The 23,266-nt window shown below is 43.5% G+C and carries 23 protein-coding genes and 2 pseudogenes; 13 read left to right on the plus strand and 12 right to left on the minus strand.

Going from position 1 to position 23,266, the window contains the following annotated elements; all coding sequences use genetic code 11:
• Positions 1-9 precede the first annotated feature (9 nt).
• Entirely contained in the window at positions 10-1,335 is a 1,326-nt protein-coding gene (locus CPG39_RS06650; protein WP_096292614.1) for a S8 family peptidase, read from the plus strand.
• Positions 1,336-2,316: 981 nt separating this feature from the next.
• On the opposite strand, the gene CPG39_RS14745 is transcribed toward CPG39_RS06650, so the two are convergent.
• The 12 genes from CPG39_RS14745 to CPG39_RS06710 all read right to left on the minus strand — a co-directional run bounded on the left by CPG39_RS14745 (position 2,317) and on the right by CPG39_RS06710 (position 14,855).
• Positions 2,317-2,484 carry a hypothetical protein gene (locus CPG39_RS14745; RefSeq protein ID WP_231990309.1) on the minus strand — a complete coding sequence of 56 codons (168 nt, stop codon included), beginning with the start codon at positions 2,482-2,484 and terminating at the stop codon, positions 2,317-2,319.
• Positions 2,485-2,762: 278 nt separating this feature from the next.
• On the minus strand, positions 2,763-3,152 hold the full coding sequence (locus CPG39_RS14570; protein ID WP_197702905.1) for a DDE-type integrase/transposase/recombinase: 390 nt from the start codon (positions 3,150-3,152) through the stop codon (positions 2,763-2,765).
• 477 nt (positions 3,153-3,629) lie between these two features.
• Positions 3,630-4,892 (minus strand): hypothetical protein, encoded by a 1,263-nt coding sequence (locus tag CPG39_RS06665; protein ID WP_096292615.1) that lies wholly within the window; start codon positions 4,890-4,892, stop codon positions 3,630-3,632.
• Positions 4,893-5,005: 113 nt separating this feature from the next.
• A complete protein-coding gene (gene rsmA / locus CPG39_RS06670; RefSeq protein WP_172424089.1) occupies positions 5,006-5,770 on the minus strand; it encodes a 16S rRNA (adenine(1518)-N(6)/adenine(1519)-N(6))-dimethyltransferase RsmA in 765 nt (254 codons plus the stop codon).
• Positions 5,760-6,770 carry a 4-hydroxythreonine-4-phosphate dehydrogenase PdxA gene (gene pdxA, locus CPG39_RS06675; protein ID WP_096292616.1) on the minus strand — a complete coding sequence of 337 codons (1,011 nt, stop codon included), beginning with the start codon at positions 6,768-6,770 and terminating at the stop codon, positions 5,760-5,762. The genes rsmA and pdxA overlap by 11 nt, the downstream gene beginning before the upstream one ends.
• On the minus strand, positions 6,767-8,092 hold the full coding sequence (locus CPG39_RS06680; RefSeq protein ID WP_096292617.1) for a peptidylprolyl isomerase: 1,326 nt from the start codon (positions 8,090-8,092) through the stop codon (positions 6,767-6,769). Before CPG39_RS06680 ends, pdxA begins: the two co-directional genes overlap by 4 nt.
• Positions 8,093-8,137: 45 nt before the next feature.
• Positions 8,138-10,354: an LPS-assembly protein LptD gene (locus tag CPG39_RS06685; protein WP_096292618.1), complete on the minus strand. Its 2,217-nt coding sequence runs from the start codon at positions 10,352-10,354 to the stop codon at positions 8,138-8,140.
• Between the two features lie 198 nt (positions 10,355-10,552).
• Positions 10,553-10,927 (minus strand): DMT family protein, encoded by a 375-nt coding sequence (locus tag CPG39_RS06690; RefSeq protein ID WP_013646816.1) that lies wholly within the window; start codon positions 10,925-10,927, stop codon positions 10,553-10,555.
• The gene (gene ubiD / locus CPG39_RS06695; protein WP_096292619.1) at positions 10,899-12,362 is read right to left on the minus strand and encodes a 4-hydroxy-3-polyprenylbenzoate decarboxylase; all 1,464 of its coding nucleotides are present in this window, start codon (positions 12,360-12,362) and stop codon (positions 10,899-10,901) included. Before ubiD ends, CPG39_RS06690 begins: the two co-directional genes overlap by 29 nt.
• Before the next feature lie 9 nt (positions 12,363-12,371).
• Entirely contained in the window at positions 12,372-13,241 is an 870-nt protein-coding gene (gene ubiA, locus CPG39_RS06700) for a 4-hydroxybenzoate octaprenyltransferase (protein WP_096292620.1), read from the minus strand.
• Complete coding sequence (locus CPG39_RS06705; RefSeq protein WP_096292621.1) at positions 13,238-13,780, minus strand: chorismate--pyruvate lyase family protein; 543 nt, start codon at positions 13,778-13,780, stop codon at positions 13,238-13,240. The genes ubiA and CPG39_RS06705 overlap by 4 nt, the downstream gene beginning before the upstream one ends.
• A gap of 334 nt (positions 13,781-14,114) precedes the next feature.
• Positions 14,115-14,855 (minus strand): pteridine reductase, encoded by a 741-nt coding sequence (locus tag CPG39_RS06710; protein ID WP_096292622.1) that lies wholly within the window; start codon positions 14,853-14,855, stop codon positions 14,115-14,117.
• Between the two features lie 64 nt (positions 14,856-14,919).
• On the opposite strand from CPG39_RS06710, the gene CPG39_RS06715 reads away from it, so the two are divergent.
• The 12 genes and pseudogenes from CPG39_RS06715 to tatC all read left to right on the plus strand — a co-directional run bounded on the left by CPG39_RS06715 (position 14,920) and on the right by tatC (position 23,204).
• Positions 14,920-16,107 (plus strand): class I SAM-dependent methyltransferase, encoded by a 1,188-nt coding sequence (locus CPG39_RS06715; RefSeq protein ID WP_096292623.1) that lies wholly within the window; start codon positions 14,920-14,922, stop codon positions 16,105-16,107.
• 275 nt (positions 16,108-16,382) lie between these two features.
• On the plus strand, positions 16,383-17,468 hold the full coding sequence (gene hisC / locus CPG39_RS06720) for a histidinol-phosphate transaminase (protein WP_096292624.1): 1,086 nt from the start codon (positions 16,383-16,385) through the stop codon (positions 17,466-17,468).
• A 41-nt stretch (positions 17,469-17,509) separates the two neighbouring features.
• Positions 17,510-18,097 (plus strand): imidazoleglycerol-phosphate dehydratase HisB, encoded by a 588-nt coding sequence (hisB, locus tag CPG39_RS06725; RefSeq protein WP_096292625.1) that lies wholly within the window; start codon positions 17,510-17,512, stop codon positions 18,095-18,097.
• A gap of 30 nt (positions 18,098-18,127) precedes the next feature.
• Positions 18,128-18,773 (plus strand): annotated as a pseudogene (gene hisH / locus CPG39_RS06730) (imidazole glycerol phosphate synthase subunit HisH).
• 54 nt (positions 18,774-18,827) lie between these two features.
• Positions 18,828-19,583: a 1-(5-phosphoribosyl)-5-[(5-phosphoribosylamino)methylideneamino]imidazole-4-carboxamide isomerase gene (gene hisA / locus CPG39_RS06735; protein ID WP_096292626.1), complete on the plus strand. Its 756-nt coding sequence runs from the start codon at positions 18,828-18,830 to the stop codon at positions 19,581-19,583.
• Positions 19,584-19,650: 67 nt separating this feature from the next.
• Positions 19,651-20,424: an imidazole glycerol phosphate synthase subunit HisF gene (gene hisF / locus CPG39_RS06740; RefSeq protein WP_096292627.1), complete on the plus strand. Its 774-nt coding sequence runs from the start codon at positions 19,651-19,653 to the stop codon at positions 20,422-20,424.
• Positions 20,425-20,472: 48 nt separating this feature from the next.
• Positions 20,473-20,865, plus strand: a complete 393-nt coding sequence (gene hisI / locus CPG39_RS06745; protein WP_096292628.1) for a phosphoribosyl-AMP cyclohydrolase — start codon at positions 20,473-20,475, stop codon at positions 20,863-20,865.
• Positions 20,862-21,188 (plus strand): phosphoribosyl-ATP diphosphatase, encoded by a 327-nt coding sequence (locus tag CPG39_RS06750; protein ID WP_096292629.1) that lies wholly within the window; start codon positions 20,862-20,864, stop codon positions 21,186-21,188. Before hisI ends, CPG39_RS06750 begins: the two co-directional genes overlap by 4 nt.
• 5 nt (positions 21,189-21,193) lie before the next feature.
• Positions 21,194-21,544, plus strand: coding sequence for a histidine triad nucleotide-binding protein (locus CPG39_RS06755; protein ID WP_096292630.1), 351 nt, complete (start codon positions 21,194-21,196; stop codon positions 21,542-21,544).
• A gap of 32 nt (positions 21,545-21,576) precedes the next feature.
• A pseudogene (tatA, locus tag CPG39_RS15025) lies at positions 21,577-21,747 on the plus strand (Sec-independent protein translocase subunit TatA); the annotation flags it as partial.
• Between the two features lie 237 nt (positions 21,748-21,984).
• Entirely contained in the window at positions 21,985-22,380 is a 396-nt protein-coding gene (tatB, locus tag CPG39_RS06765; RefSeq protein ID WP_096292631.1) for a Sec-independent protein translocase protein TatB, read from the plus strand.
• A gap of 44 nt (positions 22,381-22,424) precedes the next feature.
• Positions 22,425-23,204 (plus strand): twin-arginine translocase subunit TatC, encoded by a 780-nt coding sequence (gene tatC / locus CPG39_RS06770; protein ID WP_096292632.1) that lies wholly within the window; start codon positions 22,425-22,427, stop codon positions 23,202-23,204.
• Positions 23,205-23,266: the final 62 nt, after the last annotated feature.

Below are 23,266 nucleotides of genomic sequence, written 5' to 3' on the forward strand. Positions count from 1 at the left end.
CATACTTTGATGTTAAATAGCCATATTAAAATCTTTCTGGGTATTGCCTTATTGTTAATGGCAATGGTTGTTGCTTTTTCGGTAAAAGCCGGGCGGGATTTATTTATCGATCCTGAAGTTTATGATAGCAAACAAACAAATCGCATCATATTAGTAACTTACACTGATATGCACATCAACAGTATCCCCATTGGGATGTCCAATCTAACCTATCGTCAAAGAGGCAGTTATAGCAGTTCAACCTGGAGCAAAAGAATAGCATCCAATATTGGAGATGACTACAAGTTAAAAATTCTTTCCCAATGGTCAATCAGTGAGATTGGTGAGCATTGTGTAGTATATGCAATTGATGAGGATCGTTCTATTGATGAGGTCATTAATGCGTTAACCAAAGATCATCGCATCAGTAGCGTTCAAACAATGAGCACATTTCAGGTTATGGCAAATGGTGAATACACTGATCCTTATTACCGCCTGCAAGTCAACATTCAATCAATGAATATCAATGAAATACATAAGCGGACTACCGGCAAAAATGTAACTATCGCAATCATTGATACCGGTGTGGATACGAGACATCCTGACTTGGAAGGTCAGATTCAGCACAGTAAGAATTTTGTTGCACAAAAACAACTGGAACAACAACCATCTAGCGAACTTCATGGTACAGCAGTTGCTGGGGTTATTGCAGCCAAAGCGAATAATGGGGAAGGCATAGTCGGTATTGCTCCGGATAGCAATGTAATCGCACTAAAAGCTTGTTGGGAAGTTAAAGCGGGTAGCCTTGAAGCCATCTGCAATAGCTTTACATTAGCATTAGCAATCAACACAGCTATCGAGATGGAAGCAGATATTCTTAATTTAAGTTTAACTGGGCCGTATGATCCTCTCTTGGCTAGATTGATCGAAAAAGCCATTCAGCGCGGCATCATTATCATTGCCTCAAAAGCTGATAAAGACGACGAAGAATCCGGATTCCCAGCTCAGCAACCTGGCGTCATCGGTGTCAGCAGCATTAATGCCAACAATATCATGCAATCGTTATACGAAGATCATCTTCTTACCGTATATGCACCGGGTGAAGAGATATTGACAACCTTACCCAAAGGTACCTATGACTTTGTTTCTGGAAATTCTTTAGCAACAGCACATGTTTCAGGTCTTACTGCTTTATTACTACAATTGAAGCGAGATTTAACGAATCATCAACTTTTCAATTTGTTAGTAAAAGCAAACGAGCCGAGCTTTCATAAAATATTCAGAAACCGCCAATTAAATAATGCAGTTAAACTCACATTGAAATCTGAAAAGCAAAGCAGAAACAGAGTTAATTAGTCATCGCTGAAAAAGATGTCTTACAATTATCATTGAGATTGAGAAATTGAATTTGATATTTCTTTTTCTTTGGAAAATTGCTTTCATTGGCTAGATTTTCATCGAAAAATTAGGAAATTTTGCATCCTTCCCCCATAGAAGGAACAACCAAAAATGGCTAGCAGCCATTTTTCCAGATTCCAGGCGCAAGCGGCCGTCAATAAATTGATACAATCGCCAATAACTCCTTTCAAGAAGTTTCTCGCCAATCTGTAATCCGATTTCAGGTGACCGATAATCGGTTCAATCGCTGCACGTCTTCTGCATTGTTTGCACTTTTTATCTTTCTGGTAGCGTGAATCTCGTTTAAGCGCTTTCCCTGATAAAATGATTCGGGTGCCATTGACTTCACTTCACGTTTGCCACGGTAACCACGATCACACACCGCTTGCTTGACGGCTTTGCCGCGCGATGCTTCAACTGACGCAATATTTCCGGTAACGTATGAATATCATGCTGGTTTTGTTCGTGACTGATCACGCCCAATGATTAAATTACCTTATGCGATACTAGCAATCGATGCTTTGCTGCCATACTCGTATTGCTTGTGGTCTTCTCCCTTAGCCCTACAATACACTTGCGGCTCATGCAACGAGTAGATCTTGTTTGTGTATCCTTCGGTTGCAGGGCTAGAACCCGCTCATACAGTAGAAAATCCTCTTGGTAGCGCTCAAAAAAACAGTGTTGCAGCAATCCCCGGCGTAATTCCCGTATCAAAATACCGGATAGACAAGCGCAATGATTTCACTTCTTTGACGAATGTACGCCGCTGACAGATCTCCATAGATTTTACCGATCCTGTTCAGGCGATTAATGATTTTGATCGCTAGTTTGCTGTCAGTAGGATAGGTAATGTTCTTCTCTTATATCGTCGTCTTAATAAGAACCACATCTTCCAACGCTGCACGCCCATGCAATCCACCACTCATACAGAAAATTCCCTCAACTCCTGCAACGCCAATCATTTACAATGATGCACCAGTTTCGTACTGCGGCAAGGCAATTTCGTTGGAATTCCATCATGCCGGAAAACGCCTGGTAATAAGGATTGCGTTTCCTCTGCAACACTACCGCTTCATCGCTCAAATCCTCTAATTGCTTGAAATCCATAACCCAACCATCAAGCTTATTGGTTTACCGGGCGCACCGATGCCGCCAGGGTATTTCCAGTGCGAGCTAGCGGGGGCAAGCTGTAATAATAGGTCTGTTACAAACTGGATGATGAGAAGTTTTGTTGAGTGTAAGCTCGTTCATCACCATTGCGCCAGTGAGAATCATTAGGGTTATTTACAGAATAAATTTGCTTCGCGCGCCCTGCACCTATCCCCGCGGCAAAACCACGAGGAATCGTAAGTTGAAGAAGAAGTTTGTTAATTTTTCATACGGAATCATGTTACTAATTCCGGTATGGGGTTCCACCGGATTATAGAAGTTAACGAATCTAGCCAGGCTGAGTTGACCATCATTCCGTGAGATAAAGATTGTTTGCTCATACGCATCTGCAAAATGGTTTTGATGACGTGTTCAGCTTTTCCACTGGCTTGAGGATGCCGAACTCGCGTAAATTTCTGAGCAACTCTATTGGTTTTACAACAGGCAACAAAAGCATGATCCAGTGTTTCCTTATATTCCGTGCCATTATCAGAATAGGCACATTCAATCGTGTAAGGGCATTCCTCGATAACCTGCTTAAGAAAAATACCCGCAGAGTTTGGTGTCTTATCAGGAAGAATGACAGCATACAATTCCCGCGAAAAATCATCGATACCTACAAACAAGTAATTCTCGGCAAAGTTTTGGCCTCACCCTTGAGCAAAAGTAGGCATTCTGTATCAAAATGAACCATCTCACCGGAATAGCTTTTATTATAGCGACGTGCTGCCAATTTTTTCTTGATCTCGAGAGAGAATTCAACCTTGCCAGGCGTTCATACCATACTTTGCCTGCAAGAAGCGCTTGTTGGTCGATTTCCGAGGAGAAAATTCCTGCCTCCTCGCCCGCTGCTCTATTACCTTGTAAATCTTAGGACGGGATACTCGAAACTTCTATGCAAGTGCTACAACCCTCCACTCACGGGCGCCGTACAAGTCGCCAGATCTCCACTCGATCAAGGGGGATAGCCATGTTCTTTCGTGTATATTCATGTTCACATCCTCTCAAAAAGATGTAAACAACGCTAATAAAAATTACACATTGCTTGCAATGGAAAACAATCCGAACAATTCCATCAATCAGCTTGCATGCAGCATATCTTATCAGTGCTCCCGGATCTTAATATTTACAGGCGCACGGTTGCTCTGAACCGATGCGCGAGTCCGATTTAAACCCAATATTGTAATACGCTGCGCGGCATTGAAACTGGGTGCACCATCTTTGTCACGCAAAATAGACGATACTTTGTATTCTAGGCTGCTCGAATTTGAGTCAAAATGAATATCGTGTAACCAAATCCCGGCTCGTTGCACTCGCTGCTGCTCACACTCATAAGAAAGATCCCAACCGGTCAGCAGTGGTACAGCATAATCAAAGGGTAGATCTCTGATGCGGAACGTCTGGGTACGTACAATACCATCGACATTTTTGCGGCAAATACCGGCTTTTCCAGTGCGTGAATTCAATGCCAGAAAATCTGCGCGCAATTTAACGCCATTGCCACGAATCATTGCCGCACGTGCCTTGATCCGGTATGTGCGCGTGCTGCTATCCTTAAACAATGTCTGTACCGTCCAATGCGAGCTGCCATCCAAACTGGGAAACGCGCCGGATTGAGAGAGACTATACGCGACTTGCAGCAAATGATAATCCACGCGATCTCCCCACTTGCAAGGCAGAAATCTCCACTCGCATTCAAATGTATCATCAAACTGAAAATCAAATCCACGGGGGATAATTGCAATAGCGGCGTTACCTTTTAACGTACCTTTGCTTCCAGTATTTTCCAGCGTAGCAACTGCGCCTTGATTTTTGTCTTGTAATGTTGAAACTTCAACTCCGTTATAATCGTCTTCGATCGTGGCATCAAAGAAAACTGAGCGATAGCCAAAACCGCTATAAAATACACAAAATTCATAAGCATCTTTGCGATTCTGATCATTTAGCTTACCTTGTGCTTCAAATACTAGAAAAGTTGAACCTTCACTCTTAATCACCTTGCTATGCGTGATATCCGCAAGCATCGAATTAACTTCGCGGTCGCCATGCAAAAATCGCAGATCCCAGCCATTCAAGACCACTGTACCACTATCCACGTAACTGGGTAGTTCAATCCATTGAAGCACAGTGGCCGTCTCTTCACCACTGTCATGCTGAACACATTTATTTCCTTCAATCAGAATGAATTTTCCTTCATCTTCAAAAACCGTTCTTCCTTCTGACTTGAAGGTCAGTTGTTCAAAGGATGTCGGAGCTTTTATTTTATCCGCTGGATTGCTCGCTTTCTGTTCCTTGTATTTGCTGGCGCAAGCGGGTAGCAGGAGTAAAGTGAATAACACAAGCAACATATACCCGTAGCGAATCATTTACTCTCTCCAGAAGTTAGTATCGTCATATCACAACAAGCTTTCTTGATTCACTTTTGCAAAATCCTGTTGCTATTAGAATAACAAAAAAGTCCTGGCGACTGGTGGAATAATCAGGTTAGAAAATGGGTGATTGCAACAAATTTTTCCACTGGTAAATTTTCAGCACGTAACCCAGAATCAATATTCAGCGCACTGAAATCCTCCACAGTTAAATATTGCTGCAATGCATTACGCAACGTTTTACGGCGCTGCGAAAATGCTGCTAATACAATTTGTGAGAATAATGTTTCATCTACAGTCATCGACAATGGTATCGGTCGGGGAATCATGCGTACTATGGCTGATTCGACCTTCGGTTGCGGACGAAAAGATTCTGCCGGTACGTCAAATACATATTCCATGTCGAACCGATACTGTAACATGACGGAAAGCCGCCCGTAATCGGATGTCCCAGGCACACCTACCATGCGCTCGACCACCTCTTTCTGCAACATGAAGTGCATATCCAGAATATGTTCAGAAAACTGACTCAGGTGAAACAGTAACGGGGTAGAAATGTTATAAGGTAAATTACCGATAATTCGCATTTGATTGCCAAGAGCAGAAAAATCAAACTGCAATGCATCAGCTGCATGAATAGTCAGATTTTCATGCGAGAATTCGATCTTCAATTTATCGACAATGTCACGATCAATCTCCACCACATGCAAATGATCAATCGCTTGCAGTAGAGGTCGCGTTAACGCCCCCAAGCCCGGTCCAATTTCAATGATACGATCATCTTTCCGTGGATAAAATTCCGTTATAATTTTCTTAATAATATATTGATCAAAAAGAAAATTCTGACCGAAACGCTTACGGGGATTATGTCGCATGATTATAAAAGGATACTTGGTTGCCGGCCAGTTGAGCAGCCATGTCAATGGCTGTCAACAGACTTCCGGCATTTGCCTTCCCGGTTGCAGCCAATTCCAGAGCCGTGCCATGATCCACTGAAGTTCGAATAATCGGCAATCCTAATGTGATATTTACGCCTCCGCCAAAACTCGCGTGCTTCAAAACAGGCAACCCCTGATCGTGGTACATGGTGAAGATGCAGTCATATTGTTTAAGTTGTGCAGGACTAAATAACGTGTCCGCGGGAATAGGACCGGCTAACTTCATGCCTTCAGCCCGTAGTTTATTCAAAGCGGGAATAATGATATCAATTTCTTCGCGTCCCAAATGACCGGATTCGCCTGCATGCGGATTAAGTCCCGCGACCGCGATACGTGGTTTATCGAGCATGAAACGGGTAATTAAATCACGCTGAAGAATACGCAATTTACTTTCAATGCCGTCTGCTGTAATCGCCTTTGCCACATCCTTGAGTGGCAAATGAGTTGTCGCCAGCGCGACACGCATGTTTCCACCCACTAGCATCATGACAACCGGGCTATGCATCAATTCTGACAAGTACTCCGTATGGCCGGTAAAAGAAAAACCGGCATCATTAATCACTCCCTTATGCACCGGTGCAGTGACCATGCCGTTAAACTGTCCTGATCGACAAGCTTCCACAGCGCGATCCAATGTAGCCAAAACATATCGTGCATTTGCCGGATTGAGCTTCCCTGGTATTACCGGTTCCGCACCGGGGGTATGCAAAATATGCAAGCTTCCCGCGGTGTGTTGAACCGGAGAAATCGCAGAAACCTCGATCAGATTTAAAGGGAGTTCAAGTTGTTTCGCACGTTGCAGCAATACATCGCCATCTGCAATCACCACCAGCTTGCATGACAATGTTTGTTGTGCAACCTGTACGCATAAATCAGGGCCGATTCCTGCCGGCTCTCCTGCAGTAAGTGCCAATGCCGGAATAAATTCTTGATTCATAATTCCTGATCCAAACGATATTCAATATAGGCTTGATCCCGCAATTGTTGTAGCCAATCCTGAATAACCACATCAGCTTTGCGAGTCCGTATCGCTTGTCGCGCTGTTTGTCTACGTCGGTCTAGACTGATATCCTGAGTACGGCGCTCCATAACTTGAATTAAATGCCAGCCAAATTGAGATCTTACCGGATCACTGATTTCACCGGGTAACAGCGCATTCATCACCCGTTCGAAATCCGGTACGGTATCACCGGGTGAGAGCCACCCCAAATCACCACCGGATGATGCACTGGCATCCTCAGAGTAGAGTCTGGCAACTTCTTCAAAACTCTCTCCTCGATCTAATCGATCTTTAAGCGCAAGAATTTTTAGCTTTCCATCATTCTCGGAAGTCAGTTCATTGATTTTTATCAATATATGACGCGCATGAGTTTGATCAATAATGACTGTCGGCGTTTCCTGAGCACGCCTACCCAGTAATTTAAAGATATGAAAACCGTTCGGACTTTGCACAATTGATGTGATATCACCGGGTTGAAGCGCTTCCAGTATTTGAGCAAAAGCCGGTCCCATTTGAGAAATGGGTCGCCATTCGATGATACCGCCATTTTTTGCATCTGCCGCATCAGAAAACTCAGAAACTATCTGTGAGAATTCAGCACCTTCTCTCAATCTGGTCAACGCCATTTCAGCACGTTCGGCTCTTTGCTGGATCTGATCTGCGGTCATGTTTTCCGGCACCAGGATCATAATGTGTGCGAGACGATATTCATCATCACCTACAGCCGATGCTTCCTGAGTTTGCAGAAAATTATCTACCTCTCCTTCTGTAACATTGACCTGATGTTTAACTTCCCGTTCTTTTAGTCGCGCGATAATCATTTCTTCCCGGATTTCTTCGCGAAACTTGTTATAACTGATACCATCATTCTCCAGCACAGTATGAAATTCAGGCAAGGTTAATTGATTATCTACGGCAATGCGGTTAATAGTTTCGTCCAATTCAGTTTCAGCAACGGACAAACCGACTTCCTGTGCATGTTGGATCTGTATGCGTTTGGTAATAACAGACTCCAGTACCTGTTCTTCCAAAATATGCCGATCCGGTATTTGCATCCCTTGTTGCTGCATTCGGCTGATAGTTGTTTTTATTGCCTCATCGAGTTCATGCCGGGTAATCACATCTTCATTCACAACAGCGACTATGTGATTAATCGGCTTAGCTTCCGGAACAAACGCCAATTCTTGTGCGGTAATTTGAGCAGGTATGAGAATAATGGTCAGTATCAGAAAAATCCAAAAATCGTTTTTTTGATGCATAGAATGATGATACGTGATGAATACAATAATGCAAAACCAATATAATTAATGAACGCTGGTATAACCAGGAATCGTCTGCTGCAATACTTGCAGTGGGTTGTTACCTAGCCCCATCAATCCTTTGAGCTCAAGTTGCAAAAAAAATGCTGTCGTTGTTGTCTGTGTCGCTGTCGTCAATCGTTGCAATACTACCCTTAAAGCCCAGCAACAGGAGTTGTATTCAAGTCCTGCCAAGCCTGCCAGAATTTTATCGTCGTTTAATGAATAATTTACCCGCGTAACACCACGCAAATTCCCATAAATAGGCCACTGCATGGATGTGTCGACTTGTTCAATGGATGTGTCGACTTGTTCACGCACATCACGTGTAAAGCGATAGCCAAAATTTAAAACCTTTCCAGGTTCCGGCTGATAACTGATACCGCTGCGGATTTTTTCAATCACCCCTTTGGATTGATCTATCTGAACATTCGAATCGGTGCTGATATCCTGGGTTAAACGACCTGAGATGGCAGCAATAAAATCCGATCTTCCGCTGGTCACCTGCGGCAGCGGCAACTGAATTCTGGGGTCGGTGAAATTCACCATCTGACCGACAGCCAATCGCAAAAATTCGACACCGGTATCCTTATCAACAAAACGAGATGTAAGTGCCGCTACCGCACGATTGGCATCGTTAATACGGTCACCGCCACTGAACTTGTTTTCGGTCAGCATCTGCGCAAAGCTGAAGTCATTGACTGCCGAATCGAAATTCGGCAAATAATCCTGATTACGATAGGGTGCATAAACATAAAACAAACGTGGCTCGAGCGTCTGAATAATATTCCTATCACCCAGATTCAATTGACGATCAAATGCAATTCCACTATCCAGGCTTACAATGGGAACCGTGCGATCCACGTTTTCTCCTTTGGTATCCACCGGGGCCGCCAGATTATAATGCGTGTAATGCAAGCCGAATTTCGGGGTAATATAGCCATACTCATTGCGTAATGGCGCACTGACGCTAGGATAAAAAATAGTCCGGTTTCCGTCGACAAGCGTCGGATGATAAAAATTCGTCCAACTACTCTGTAGTTCAAAATCCAGTTTCCCACCTACATTATATTTAGCCGCATTTACAGCAAAATGCGGCAATCTTTCATAAGGTGACACAATTAGTGCAAAGGGATCTTGAATAGTCTGAAAACGTTGCGCAAATCCGGTGAAATTCAATACACCATCTGTTCCCAACCTACCGTTATAATTCACCCCTCCCTGTTGCGACAAGTTAACCAAACTGGTTTGCGCCAGATTGGGCGTTAGCTCACGAAAATAACGATCATCCGATACTTGGTTGTAATTCATAAAACCCTGCCAACCTTTCCCAAGATTTTGCGTGTGCGTAAATAAAATACCCCAGCGGGTCCGATTTCTATCAATATCCTGCGGCAAGATATCAAACTGCAGATGGCCGTTCATATTGTTATTACCGATATACCGAAACTCGTTACTCAGCAAGAAACCACGCTCAGTCATAATCCGTGGTGTTATCGTGGCATCAATATTGGGTGCAATATTCAGATAAACCGGCAAGCCCACATCAAAGCCGGTTCTAACGTTATACCCCGCAACGGGCGCCAGTAATCCGGATTTACGTTTGCCGCTATAGGAGAAATCCAGCCAGGGTGAATATAAAAGCGGAACATCTTTAAACACGACACTGACATGACGTGCAGTACCCACCTCTTTTTTGTTATCAATCTCCAGTTCCTTGGCGCGCAAATACCAATCGTGATTTCCTTCCGGGCAAGCGGTATAATTGGTATCTTTAATCCGGTAATTATCTTTACCTTCGAACAACAAAATATCGCCCGCACCACGTCCTTTGCCTTCTTTCATCGAATAACGCGGTTCGGTTAAATGACCTACTTCGGTTTTAAGATTAATTTCAAGCTGTTGCCCTTGCAGGATATCGGTGGGTCGTTCCAGACGCACATTACCTTCAACCTCTGCATCTTCCGTTTGCTGATAATATTTCATCCGATCCGCAGTGAGGACTTTATCGCCATGATGTAACATTGCATCTCCAGTCGCCTCGATTTCCTGCTTGTAATAACCAGTAATCCTGTCAGCCTCAATCAGTACCGGTTTTTTCTGCGGCTTTATAACTGATTTCTGCTCGCTTTCCAGTTTGACGGCAGATGATTCATTACTCCAGCAGGTCAGCGGCAAGCCAAGCAAAATAAGAAAGGATATGCTTCGGATAATTCGTTTCATTATTTTGCTGCTAGTCTAGAAAATCCCGGTGAAACTGATTCAATTGCGCGCTTTTTCTTTTGTTTTGATTCATGCAACCGGATAACCTCAATATTTGGCGAAAATGACTATTCAAATTATTAGCTATTGTACTATCTCTTTTAACAGCTAATCTATCAAAAAACAGAATTATAATTCAGCAAGATAGCTGAATTATAATTATCGCGCGCGAAACATAAAATAAACCGCTCCCATCATGCACAGCGCAGCCCATAAATAATCCAGCTTTAGCGGCTCTTTCAAATACAGTAACGCAAAAGGCACAAAAACCGTTAGTGTAATTACTTCCTGGAGTATTTTAAGTTGTGCGACTGACAACACGGTATATCCGATCCGGTTAGCAGGAACTTGCAACATATACTCAAAAAATGCAATGCCCCAACTGATTAATGCGGCGATCATCCACGGTTTGTGGTTCAGTTCTTTCAAATGGGCATACCACGCAAATGTCATAAAGACATTACTGATAATCAATAAAAAAACAGTTTGCCAAATCTCACGCAAATTAAATCTCCAAATCACTCCAGATTGCATCAATTCGTTGCTTAACCGCCACATCCATCACAATCGGCGTTCCCCACTCCCGATTGGTTTCACCTGGAAATTTATTCGTCGCATCCAATCCCATCTTGCCACCCAGCCCCGAAATCGGGCTGGCAAAATCCAGATAATCAATCGGCGTATTCTCAACCAACAAAGTATCGCGCACCGGATCAACCCGGGTAGTTATCGCCCATATCACTTCTTTCCAGTCACGCACATTGATATCTTCGTCGGTGACAATAATGAATTTGGTATACATAAATTGACGCAAAAAACTCCAGATACCGAACATCACGCGCTTGCTATGCCCTGCATATTGCTTTTTCATACTGACTACCGCCATACGATATGAACATCCTTCCGGCGGCAGATAAAAATCGGTAATTTCCGGAAATTGTTTTTGCAGTAACGGCACGAATACCTCATTCAATGCCACACCCAAGATCGCAGGCTCATCGGGGGGTTTACCGGTATAAGTAGAGTGGTAGATCGGACTGCGTCGCATCGTGATGCGATCGATCGTAAATACCGGAAAAGTTTCCTGCTCGTTATAGTAACCGGTATGGTCACCGTAAGGGCCTTCCAACGCTGTTTCACCCGGATAAATCGCACCTTCCAGTACAATTTCTGCGGTTGCGGGCACTTGCAAGGTATTGCCGATACATTTAATCACCTCTGTTTTAGCGCCCCGCAATAGACCAGCAAACTGGTATTCGCTTAAGGTATCGGGCACCGGGGTCACCGCACCCAGGATAGTCGCCGGATCTGCGCCCAAGGCCACTGCCAAAGGATAAGGCTTATCGGGATGCAGCATGCTGAATTCACGGAAATCCAACGCTCCGCCCCGATGCGCTAACCAGCGCATGATAACTTTATTAGGGCCAATAACCTGCTGGCGGTAAATACCCAGATTCTGCCGCGTTTTGTGCGGCCCTCGGGTTACCGTCAGACCCCAGGTAATCAAGGGCGCAACATCGCCCGGCCAACAGGTTTGAATCGGTATTCGGCTCAGATCGACATCATCACCCTCCCACACCACTTCCTGACACGGCGCACTGCTTAATTCTTTGGGTGCCATATTCAGCACTTGTTTCAGTACCGGCAATTTATCCCAAGCATCCTTCAATCCTTTCGGCGGATCAGGTTCTTTCAGATAAGCTAATAACTTACCCACTTCACGCAACGCTTCGACTGATTCCTGTCCCATCCCGAGTGCAACCCGTTTTGGTGTACCAAACAAATTTCCCAGTACCGGCATGTCATACCCTTTGGGATTCTCAAATAAAATTGCCGGCCCCTGTTTTTTCAAGGCACGATCACAAATTTCCGTCATCTCCAACATGGGATCAATTTCTGCTTGAACACGCTTCAGTTCCCCCATTACTTCCAGCTGTCCCAAAAAATCGCGCAAATCTTTATATTGCATGAGAAACCCTTAATGCTGAAAAATCAGAAAGTCGAGCGCAATGCCGACAAACACCACCAAGCCTACCCAGTTATTATGCAAAAATGCTTTAAAACACAACGCTCGCTCACGATTACGAATCAACGTGTATTGGTATGCGATTAACCCTGCTGCAACCACTAGCCCGGCATAATAGGCCAAATTCATCTGCTGCCACTGACCGATTACAATCATAATCACAATAAAACAAACATGACACACCATCACACCCAATACATCGAACTGACCCAAAGTAATCGCCGAAGTCTTGATCCCAATTTTCAAATCATCCGGCTTGTCGACCATGGCATATGCAGTATCATAAGCTATGACCCAAAACAAATTGGCCAGCATTAAGATTCCGGTAATCATTGGCAAGCTATCCGTTTGCGCAGCAAAAGCCATCGGAATGCCAAAACTGAACGCAATTCCCAGATAAGCTTGCGGCATGGCAAAAAAGCGTTTAGTAAAAGGATACGTGCCCGCCAAGAAAAGAGCCGGCACGGATAACAGGATAGTCAATTGATTTAATGGCAAGATTAGCAAGAACGCTCCCCCGCTCAATCCCGCCGCCAGCAGCAAAGCTTCTTTGGAGCTGACACGGCCCGCCGCCATCGGGCGATTCTTAGTGCGCTCGACATAAGGATCAATTTCGCGATCGGCAAAATCATTGATGACACAGCCCGCCGAGCGCATCAGCACGGTACCCAAAACAAAAATAAACAAAATATGCCAATCGGGCAACCCCTTTGCCGCAAACCACAGCCCCCAAAGCATCGGCCACAACAAGAGCAAAATTCCAATCGGCTTGTCCAGTCGCATCAATTGTGAATAAGTTCTAATTCGATCAGCAATATTCACAAGGGTAAATCCAAAATAGCTGGCAAAAATACCTCCGTTACTAAAATCGATTGTCCGTGCAATGTAAATAAAGAACGCCGAGCCCATAGATAATGGGGTTCTTCTGACAAACGTGCACAAGCTCGATCATACAAAAAATGACCACGGCTTATTTTTTTAAATTCCAGAGGAGTACGTTTGATTTTTGGATTGGTAAACAACACCGTCCCTAAAGATTTATTGCCCAAACCACTTAATCCTCGCCAAGCACCGCGCAAGTTTTTATGTGCCACCACCGAATGCGCAAACACCACGGGCGTGGAGTCACAATAAAGATACACTTCCCGCACCATCGCCAACTCACTCGCGCGCAATCCCATCATTCTTTGCTCATCCTCATAAATTCTGCTGAGTGATTGAAAAACACGCTTGACACAAAACTTCATGCAGCGGTCCTGGATACGGCGCGTCAAGGATCCCCGGTCTTGCAGCCAGACACGGTGATGATATGAAATACATGTCAGTGCAGTGCGCCATGCCAATGGATGGACTTTATTCATTGTGGCAGGACAAATAATTGGGATAATTGCATGACGCGTAATTTTGTACAGCTACTGAAATCAGGCAAACCGCTCTAAGCTAAGAATTGTTGGAACGAATTATACAATAGTCTCAATGCCGGAATGACATAGCCCGCTAAAACTATCGGAATGGATCAGACAACCAAAGCCACATAAATATATAACTGTCAATAATCAATTTCTTATCTTAACCAGGGTAACTGTCATTATCTATACAACATTTGAAATAATTCCTTAAAATTGGCCGGTGTCGAAAGAAAAACCAACGGCGGTGATAGAAATACTCTCAATGGCATCAACCTCATTTCATGAACTATAAATGAATACTGCGCCCCCCATCCACTGCGATAACTTGTCCTGTAATATAAGGTGCATCAGAAATTAAAAATTGCACGGTTTTAGCAATGTCATTCGGTTCACCACAGCGCTTGAGCAAGGTACCGGCGATTATCTGCTGACGCGTTGCCTCATCCTCCCAGATACCTTCTTGTGGCCACAAGATGGGGCCTGGAGAAACTCCATTGACACGTACATCGGGCGCCATTTCCACCGCTAGGGATTTGGTCAGTGCTAACAATCCGCCTTTGGCAGCATTATAAATCACATAATTCTTCAGCGGCCGCTCGGTATGAATATCCACAATATTCACGACACACCCCTTCTGCTCTTTAAGATATGGCGCTACTGCTTGGGTCAGAAAAAGAGGTGCTTGAAGATTGCTGCCAACAAGATCGTTCCAATCTTCCAATGTGCATTGAGAAAGCAGTGTCGGAAAAAAACTTGAAGCGTTATTAATCAACACGTCCAGTTGCCCAAAACAGTTAGCTGCCTTTTTCACCCATTTGGAAAATGATCCAATCTCTAACAAATTGGCCTGCACCAAAGCCACCGAATCCGCCCGTTCCCGATTCAATTCATCATGTAATAGCTTGGCTTCTTCGAATGAAGATCGATAATGCACAATCAATCTGGCACCTTGTGCATGCAATCTGCGACAGATAGCTGCGCCTACCCGTTTCGCCCCTCCGGTAACCAGAATCACTTTTCCCTGCACTCATACCTCCTTCAAGTACTGCTACACTATTTGCTTTTGCAATTTACCATAAAGAAACCTGCTTATGTCTTTACATACTCCCTTCCCCCTTGCCAGCGAAATCGCCCTGGCTCACAGTCAATCAGTATTGACCCTGATAAAAGAGCAGATTCTTGCTTCAGATGGGTGGATTTCCTTCGAACAATTCATGAATCTGGCGCTGTATGCACCTGGAATGGGTTATTACAGCAGTGGCGCAACTAAATTAGGCCGTGCCGGAGATTTTGTCACTGCGCCAGAAATTTCTTCGTTATTTGGTCGCACACTGGCACAACAGTTATCACAAATCTCCCAATGCCTTCAACATCCTTACATACTTGAATTTGGCGCTGGGTCAGGCAGACTGGCGCTCGATATATTGATTGAACTGGAAAAAACTGCTGAATTACCGGAGAAGTATTTTATTATGGAAGTAAGCGCTGAATTGCGCCAACGACAACTAACATTACTTGCAAGTAAGGCACCCCACCTCATACATCGCGTGGAATGGCTGGAGCGACTACCCGATCAATTTAACGGCATTATACTTGCCAATGAAGTACTGGATGCAATGCCTGTGCATCTGATCGCATGGCACGATAATGCCATCTTCGAGCGTGGCGTAAGCTGGCACAACGATCAGCTCACCTGGCAAGATCAGCCATTGCAGGATATCGATCTTCATTCAATTGCAAGTCAAATAACATCGCAAATTAACCCGAATAGTGATTCGCACTTTGAATATGTCAGCGAATTTAATCTTACTGCCATCGGTTTTATGCGCAGCCTGGCGAAACTGCTCCGCCAAGGCGTTATTCTATTGATTGACTATGGATTTGGTCGGGATGAATACTATCACCCTCAACGCAACCAAGGTACATTGATGTGCCATTATCGCCACTACGCCCATGACAATCCATTTTATCTCCCCGGCCTGCAAGATATTACCAGTCACGTTGATTTCAGTGCAGTCACTCATGCTGCGGTCGATAGCAACCTCACACTCCTGGGCTACACAACCCAAGCTTTCTTCCTGATCAATTCTGGAATTACCAAAATTCTTGCACAAATTCCTGTCGAGGATACGGCGCGTTACTTACCACAATCCAATCAGTTGCAAAAACTAATCAACCCAGCCGAAATGGGCGAATTATTCAAAGTTATCGCTTTTGGAAAAGAATTTACTGAACCATTAATCGGGTTTAGTGCAGGAGATATGAGTCGCTTGTTATGAAAACCCGATAAAAGAGTTGATATTTGACCTTATATCGACCACGCAGCATTAACCAATGGTGTATACAATAACGAACTGAAAACATTAATTACACAAAGAATGTGCAGATATCAAAATAAGTCTTACAAACCAATCTAAGAGTCCAATCATTTAGAAAATGATGACCTCACTGCATCTCACATTGCAAGTTAAATTGCCTCCGGCAACGCCAAGGTATATCTATTATTAATGATAACTTCAATCATTACCCTAAGATTAAGTTAAAATAAGCGCCTATGAGTAATTCTTATCTTCCCGAACATATTATCAGGCCGGAAATTCTTGCACTTTCTGCTTATCATGTTCCGTCCGCTACCGGCATGATTAAATTGGATGCTATGGAAAATCCTTACCCATTAACACCGGAGCTGCGTGACGAAATTGCACAATTGGCAGCAAATGCACCATTAAATCGTTATCCCGATGCCAGCGCCATTTTGCTTAAGGAAAAATTACGTCAGACTTTGGAGATTTCCGATGACATCGACATTCTGCTTGGCAATGGATCAGATGAAATTATTCAAATCATTGCGATGGCTGTAGCCAAACCCGGTGCGGTATTAATCAGTGTGGAACCCTCTTTCGTGATGTTCCGGATGATCGCCACATTCGCGAACATCCAATATGTCGGAGTGCCCTTAAAACAGGATTTCTCGCTAGATCTGGAAGCCATGTTGACCGCAATTGCCAAACATAAGCCTGCCGTCATCTTTCTGGCCTACCCCAACAATCCAACAGGAAATCTTTTTGATTATGCAGCGATCTTAAACATAATACAGGCCACTTCCGGTATTGTTGTCATTGATGAAGCTTATCAAGCTTTTGCTGATGCAAGCTTTATCAATGAAATAAATCATCATCCCAATTTATTATTAATGCGTACGTTATCCAAATCAGGATTGGCAGGCTTACGATTAGGGTTATTACTTGGAAGATCTGAGTGGCTGACGCAGCTGGAAAAGATGCGTTTACCTTATAACATTGGCATAATGACGCAGATAATCGCTGAAAAGGTATTACATCATACTGTGGTTTTGTCGGAGCAAGCGGAGGCTATTAAATTAGAGCGTACGAAAATGAGTGCTTTTCTTGCTACAATAGATGGTATTAAAGTATATCCTTCGAAGGCTAACTTTATTTTGTTTCGAATCCATGCTGCCACTCAAATTTTTCTAGCACTAAAACAGCAAAAAATATTAATCAAAAATTTGGATGGCACTCATTCTTTATTAGAAAACTGCTTACGTGTAACTATAGGCACACCCGATGAGAATGCTCAATTTTGTTCAACATTACAAGCCATTCTGAGTAAAACAGTTTAAAATCAACTTTAAATCCGTTATCTTATTCAAGATTACCCCCTATGCGCAAAGCACAAGTCATTCGTAACACACTAGAGACTCAGATCAGCATCAATCTGAATCTGGATGGAACAGGTCAATCTATTCTGGAAACTGGGGTACCATTTCTTGATCACATGCTTGACCAGATAGCTCGTCATGGCATGGTCGACCTTGAAGTGATAGCTAAAGGTGATTTACATATCGATGCACATCATACTGTTGAAGATATCGGCATTACTTTAGGCCAAGCACTGACGAAAGCAGTGGGAGACAAAAAAGGATTGCGCCGCTATGGTCATGCCTATGTTCCACTTGATGAAGCACTGACACGCGTTGTAATAGACTTGTCCGGTCGGCCTGGCTTAGTATTTAATGTTGATTTTACACGTGCACATATTGGTGATTTTGATGTCGATTTGATTCATGAGTTTTTTCAGGGGCTGGTAAATCATGCTCTGATAACTTTACATATCGACAATATTGCCGGAAGAAATGCGCATCATCAGGCCGAAACTGCTTTTAAGGCATTTGGACGAGCTTTACGTATGGCCGCTGAACTTGACTCGGCATCAACCGGCATTATTCCGTCTACCAAAGGTACTTTGTAGTTTATTTTCTTCAACTAAATCATCATACATATGATTGATATCGCAATTGTAGACTATGGAATGGGGAACCTGCGTTCCGTTCACAAAGCATTAGAGCATGTTGCACCTACTTTATCGATTGCGGTAACCAGTGATCCAGATATCGTGCGAAAAGCGAAACGTGTCGTAGTACCGGGGCAGGGTGCAATGCGTAATTGCATCCAAGATGCTTGAAGCTCGCGGAATGCGAGAAGCCGTAGCAGAAGCGGCTACCCACAAACCCTACCTCGGTATATGTCTCGGTCTACAGATGCTATTTAAAGAAAGTGAGGAAGGAAATGTCCCAGGCTTGAATATCTTACCGGGAAAGGTAGTACGCTTCCCTACCACAGCCATGACAACACCGGATGGACAAAAGCTGAAAGTACCTCATATGGGGTGGAATCAGGTGTATCAGGCTATAAAGCATCCGCTATGGGAAGGTATTCCTGAAGATGCACGTTTTTATTTTGTACACAGTTATTATGTCGAAACCCTTGTTGAAACATCAATCGCTGCCCAAAGTCAGTATCCTTTTTCATTTACCTGCGCCATTGCACAAGATAATATTTTCGCGGTACAATTTCATCCAGAGAAAAGTCAATCAGCAGGATTAACTCTATTGAACAACTTTACCAAATGGACACCCAATTTCTAAAATCACAACGTAGTAAACTGACCTTTTTAATCAACTATTAACTCTGATTAAACTATGCTGATTATTCCTGCAATAGATCTTAAAGATGGCCACTGTGTTCGACTAAAACAAGGGGTAATGGAAGATGCTACAGTATTTTCCAAAGAACCCGGTGAAATGGCATCCCACTGGTTAAGTCAAGGCGCACGCAGACTCCATCTGGTCGATTTAAACGGTGCATTTGCCGGCAAACCAAGAAATGAAGTAGCAATACGGGAAATTGTCCAATCTCTCGATGATCAGATACCTATTCAATTAGGCGGCGGCATTCGTGATCTTGATACAATCGAACGTTATCTTGACGATGGTATCTCCTATATAATCATCGGTACTGCAGCCATCAAGATACCAGGCTTTCTGCAAGATGCCTGTAACGCTTTCCCAGGACAGATTATGGCTGGACTGGATGCAAAAGATGGAAAGGTAGCGGTTGATGGCTGGTCTAAAATTACCGGCCATGATGTCATTGATCTAGCCAAGAAATTTGAGGATTATGGAGTAGAAGCGATTATATATACGGACATTGGCAGAGACGGCATGCTCAACGGTATTAACATTGAAGCAACCATCGAATTAGCTAGAGAACTTACTATACCGGTTATTGCCAGCGGCGGTATTACCAATATCAGTGATGTTCAGAAACTGTGCGCAATCGAATCCGAAAGAATTATTGGAGCCATTACTGGGCGCGCCATCTATGAAGGCTCTTTGAATTTTAAAGAAGCTCAGCAATTGGCTGACAAACTGAGTAAAGATAACGATATATCGTAAAAAATCCTTTTTATAAAATTAATACCGCGCATTTTACTTCCTTACCTACAATCGGCTTTTTACACTGATGAGTCTCGCAAAGCGTATTATTCCATGCCTAGATGTAACCAATGGGCGTGTAGTTAAAGGTGTTAATTTCGTTGAACTTCGTGATGCAGGAGATCCGGTGGAAATTTCGCGCCGCTATGATGAGCAGGGTGCCGATGAGCTCACTTTTCTGGATATTACAGCCAGTTCGGATAATCGTGATCTGATTCTACACATTATTGAAGATGTTGCCACGCAGGTATTTATTCCTTTAACTGTTGGCGGCGGCGTACGTCAGGTTGAAGACGTGCGCCGGTTGCTAAATGCCGGCGCTGACAAAGTAAGCATTAATACATCGGCTATTCTAAATCCGCAGCTGATAGCTGAGGCAGCCGAGCATTATGGTTCTCAATGTATTGTTGTAGCAATTGACGCAAAACAAGTTAACGCATCCGGCAATTCCCCGCGCTGGGAAGTTTTTAGTCACGGGGGGCGCAAAGCAACAGGCATTGATGCTGTTGAATGGGCAATAAAAATGCAATCTCTGGGTGCCGGTGAAATTTTACTTACCAGTATGGATAATGATGGCACACGTAGCGGTTTTGACCTTTCTTTAACCCGCGCAGTATCGGATGCTATTAATATACCCGTGATCGCCAGTGGTGGTGTTGGCAATCTGGATCATTTGGTTGCCGGCATTCTGCAAGGACATGCGGATGCCGTATTGGCAGCCAGCATCTTTCATTATGGCGAATTCACCGTACAACAAGCAAAACAATATATGGCACAGCATGGCATTGAAGTGCGGTTATAATGTGAAATTTATAAAAGATTAATAAATTTAATCTGTGTAAGTTACAGCATGCCTACAGATATTTGGCTCAGCAGAATTAACTGGTCAGGAGACGGATTAATACCGGTCATCGCTCAAGAAGCGGATAGCGGTACTATTCTCATGGTTGCGTGGATGAACCGGGAAGCGCTTAAGTTGACGGTAGAAAAAGGTGAAGCGGTATACTGGTCACGTTCACGCAAAAAACTCTGGCATAAAGGTGAAGAATCTGGTCACACGCAAAAAGTAAAAGATATTTTTCTTGATTGTGACGAAGATGTATTGCTTCTTATTGTGGAGCAGACTGGCGGAATTGCCTGCCACACTGGTAGACACAGCTGTTTTTTCCAGAAATTGGAAGGCAGTAACTGGGTTCTTACTGCACCTGTTATCAAGGATCCTGAGAAAATTTACGATAAATGAATGATATAACTATTCTCCGCCGTCTGGCACAAATCATTGAATCACGCAAATCGGCTGAGACAGACAGTTCTTATGTAGCTAAACTGTTTCATGGAGGACAGGATAAAATACTTAAGAAAATCGCTGAAGAATCGGCGGAGACTATCATGGCTTCTAAGGATGGCAATACCGATCAGATTATTTACGAAACCGCAGATTTGTGGTTCCACTGCCTGATACTACTCGCTTTCCACGAACTCTCGCCTGACGATGTATTGAAAGAATTGGAAAGGCGTGAGGGTGTATCCGGCATACAAGAGAAAGCTTCAAGAACATCGGATTAGTGATTATGGAAAATTGTATTTTTTGTAAAATCGCAAGAAAAGAAATACCTGCTAACAAAATCTACGAAGATAAAGATATTCTTGCCTTTAATGACATCAACCCTGCCGCTCCCGTCCATTTCTTATTAATCCCGAAATTGCACATAGACTCACTCATTGATGTTCAAGACATTCATCAGAGTTTGCTTGGAAAAATGCTATCATTAGCTCCACAGCTGGCGAAAGAACAGGGATGTGAAAATGGTTTCCGCACTATTATTAATACTGGGCCTGCAGGCGGGCAAGAAATATTTCATTTACATTTCCATATCATCGGTGGCCGGGAGCATTTACCTGGAATGATTCACACAGGCTAGACCCGCCCCGTTCCATTTCACAGGAGGAAGTAATGGGTACATTTAGCATTTGGCATTGGATTATTGTACTGGCTATTGTCGTTCTGGTATTCGGAACAAAAAAATTACGTAATCTGGGTGGTGATTTAGGGAGCGCCTTAAAAGGCTTCAAAGAAGGAATGAAAGAATCAGAAACCGAGAACCCCCCTTCATCCACCAATCAGTCAGTTTTTGGAATTACAACAAACAAAGATACTGCTGCTCCCAATAGCTTTAAAGAAAGTAAATCAACCACCGAAACCGGAAGCAGTGCATCACAGCCATCAGGTACCAATAGACAAGCCGATGACGCAGACTTTAAGGAAAATCAAACCAAGACCTGAGAATTAAATTGTATATTATCTGCTGCACCGGGTCCTGATACGAATTTATATTCATGCAATCTCACTCAACGAGACAACATGTTTGATATCAGTTTCATGGAGTTACTGATCATTCTGATGGTAGCCTTAATCGTTATCGGACCTGAGCGACTTCCAACTGTTGCACGAACAATCGGGCATTTATACGGGCGTTGCCGTAATTTTATGTATAGCATCAGAACTGATATTCATAATGAAATGCGCATGGAAGAACTAAAAAAAATGCAATCTTCCGTACAAGATACAGTCGACTCACTGGAAACCTCCGTTCAAGAAAGTGTAGAACAACTAAAGACTGTTATCACCAATGATCCCCAGACTATGGAAAAATCGCCCAAAGATCTGGTAATGCCTCAATCGCAATTAGAATCCGAGCAATTAAAGCCAAGCGATAGCAGAACTTCGCAACATGCTGGTATACAGAAAGAGAAATAGCAGTTTGCAACGTGTCGATTCCACAACCTCTAATATAGAAAACTATGCTTGAAGGTTCATTCCTATCTCATTTAGTGGAATTACGTGCCAGGATGATACGTATTCTGGGTGTACTCTTACTGGGCTTTATCCCCTGTGCCTTTTTTGCACGGGAACTCTATACTGTGCTGGCACAACCATTACTGGAAAAACTTCCACAAGGTGGACAAATGATCGCCACGGATGTAGCAACGCCTTTTTTTGTACCCATGAAAGTCGCCATGATGATGGCCTTTGTCATTACTTTACCGCATACCTTATATCAAATATGGGCTTTCGTTGCACCCGGACTCTATTCCCACGAAAAGCGCGTGGCACTGCCTTTAGTTTTCGGTACCAGCTTACTGTTCTTTGCTGGAATGGCATTCGCCTATTTTGCTGCACTGCCGGTGGTATTTGAGTTTATTACTTATTTTGCACCGGAAGGTGTAGCGGTAATGACGGATATCAGCAAATACTTAAGCTTTGTTTTATCCATGTTCATGGCTTTCGGGGTCACATTTGAAGTACCCGTATTTGTCATCGTTTTGGTTAAAACAGGCGTGATTACCATTGAGAAGCTCAGAGAAATGCGCTCTTACGTGATTGTCGGTGCATTTATCGTTGCTGCTATTTTTACACCTCCTGATGTTATTTCACAATTTATGCTAGCTATACCACTGTGCCTGCTCTATGAACTGGGAATATTCATAGCGGCATTGATGCTCAAAAAAAGCAACCGGGGAATTCATCCAAACACTTCATCCGAGTCTAAAAAAATCTCTCCAGAGCAAAAGGATAGCTGAAGGAAATAGATCAAAATATACATGCCCACAAAGATTTGTGCAAACAGCAGTTATAATACAAT

Source organism: Nitrosomonas ureae (assembly GCF_900206265.1).
Classification (GTDB): Bacteria; Pseudomonadota; Gammaproteobacteria; order Burkholderiales; family Nitrosomonadaceae; genus Nitrosomonas; species Nitrosomonas ureae_C.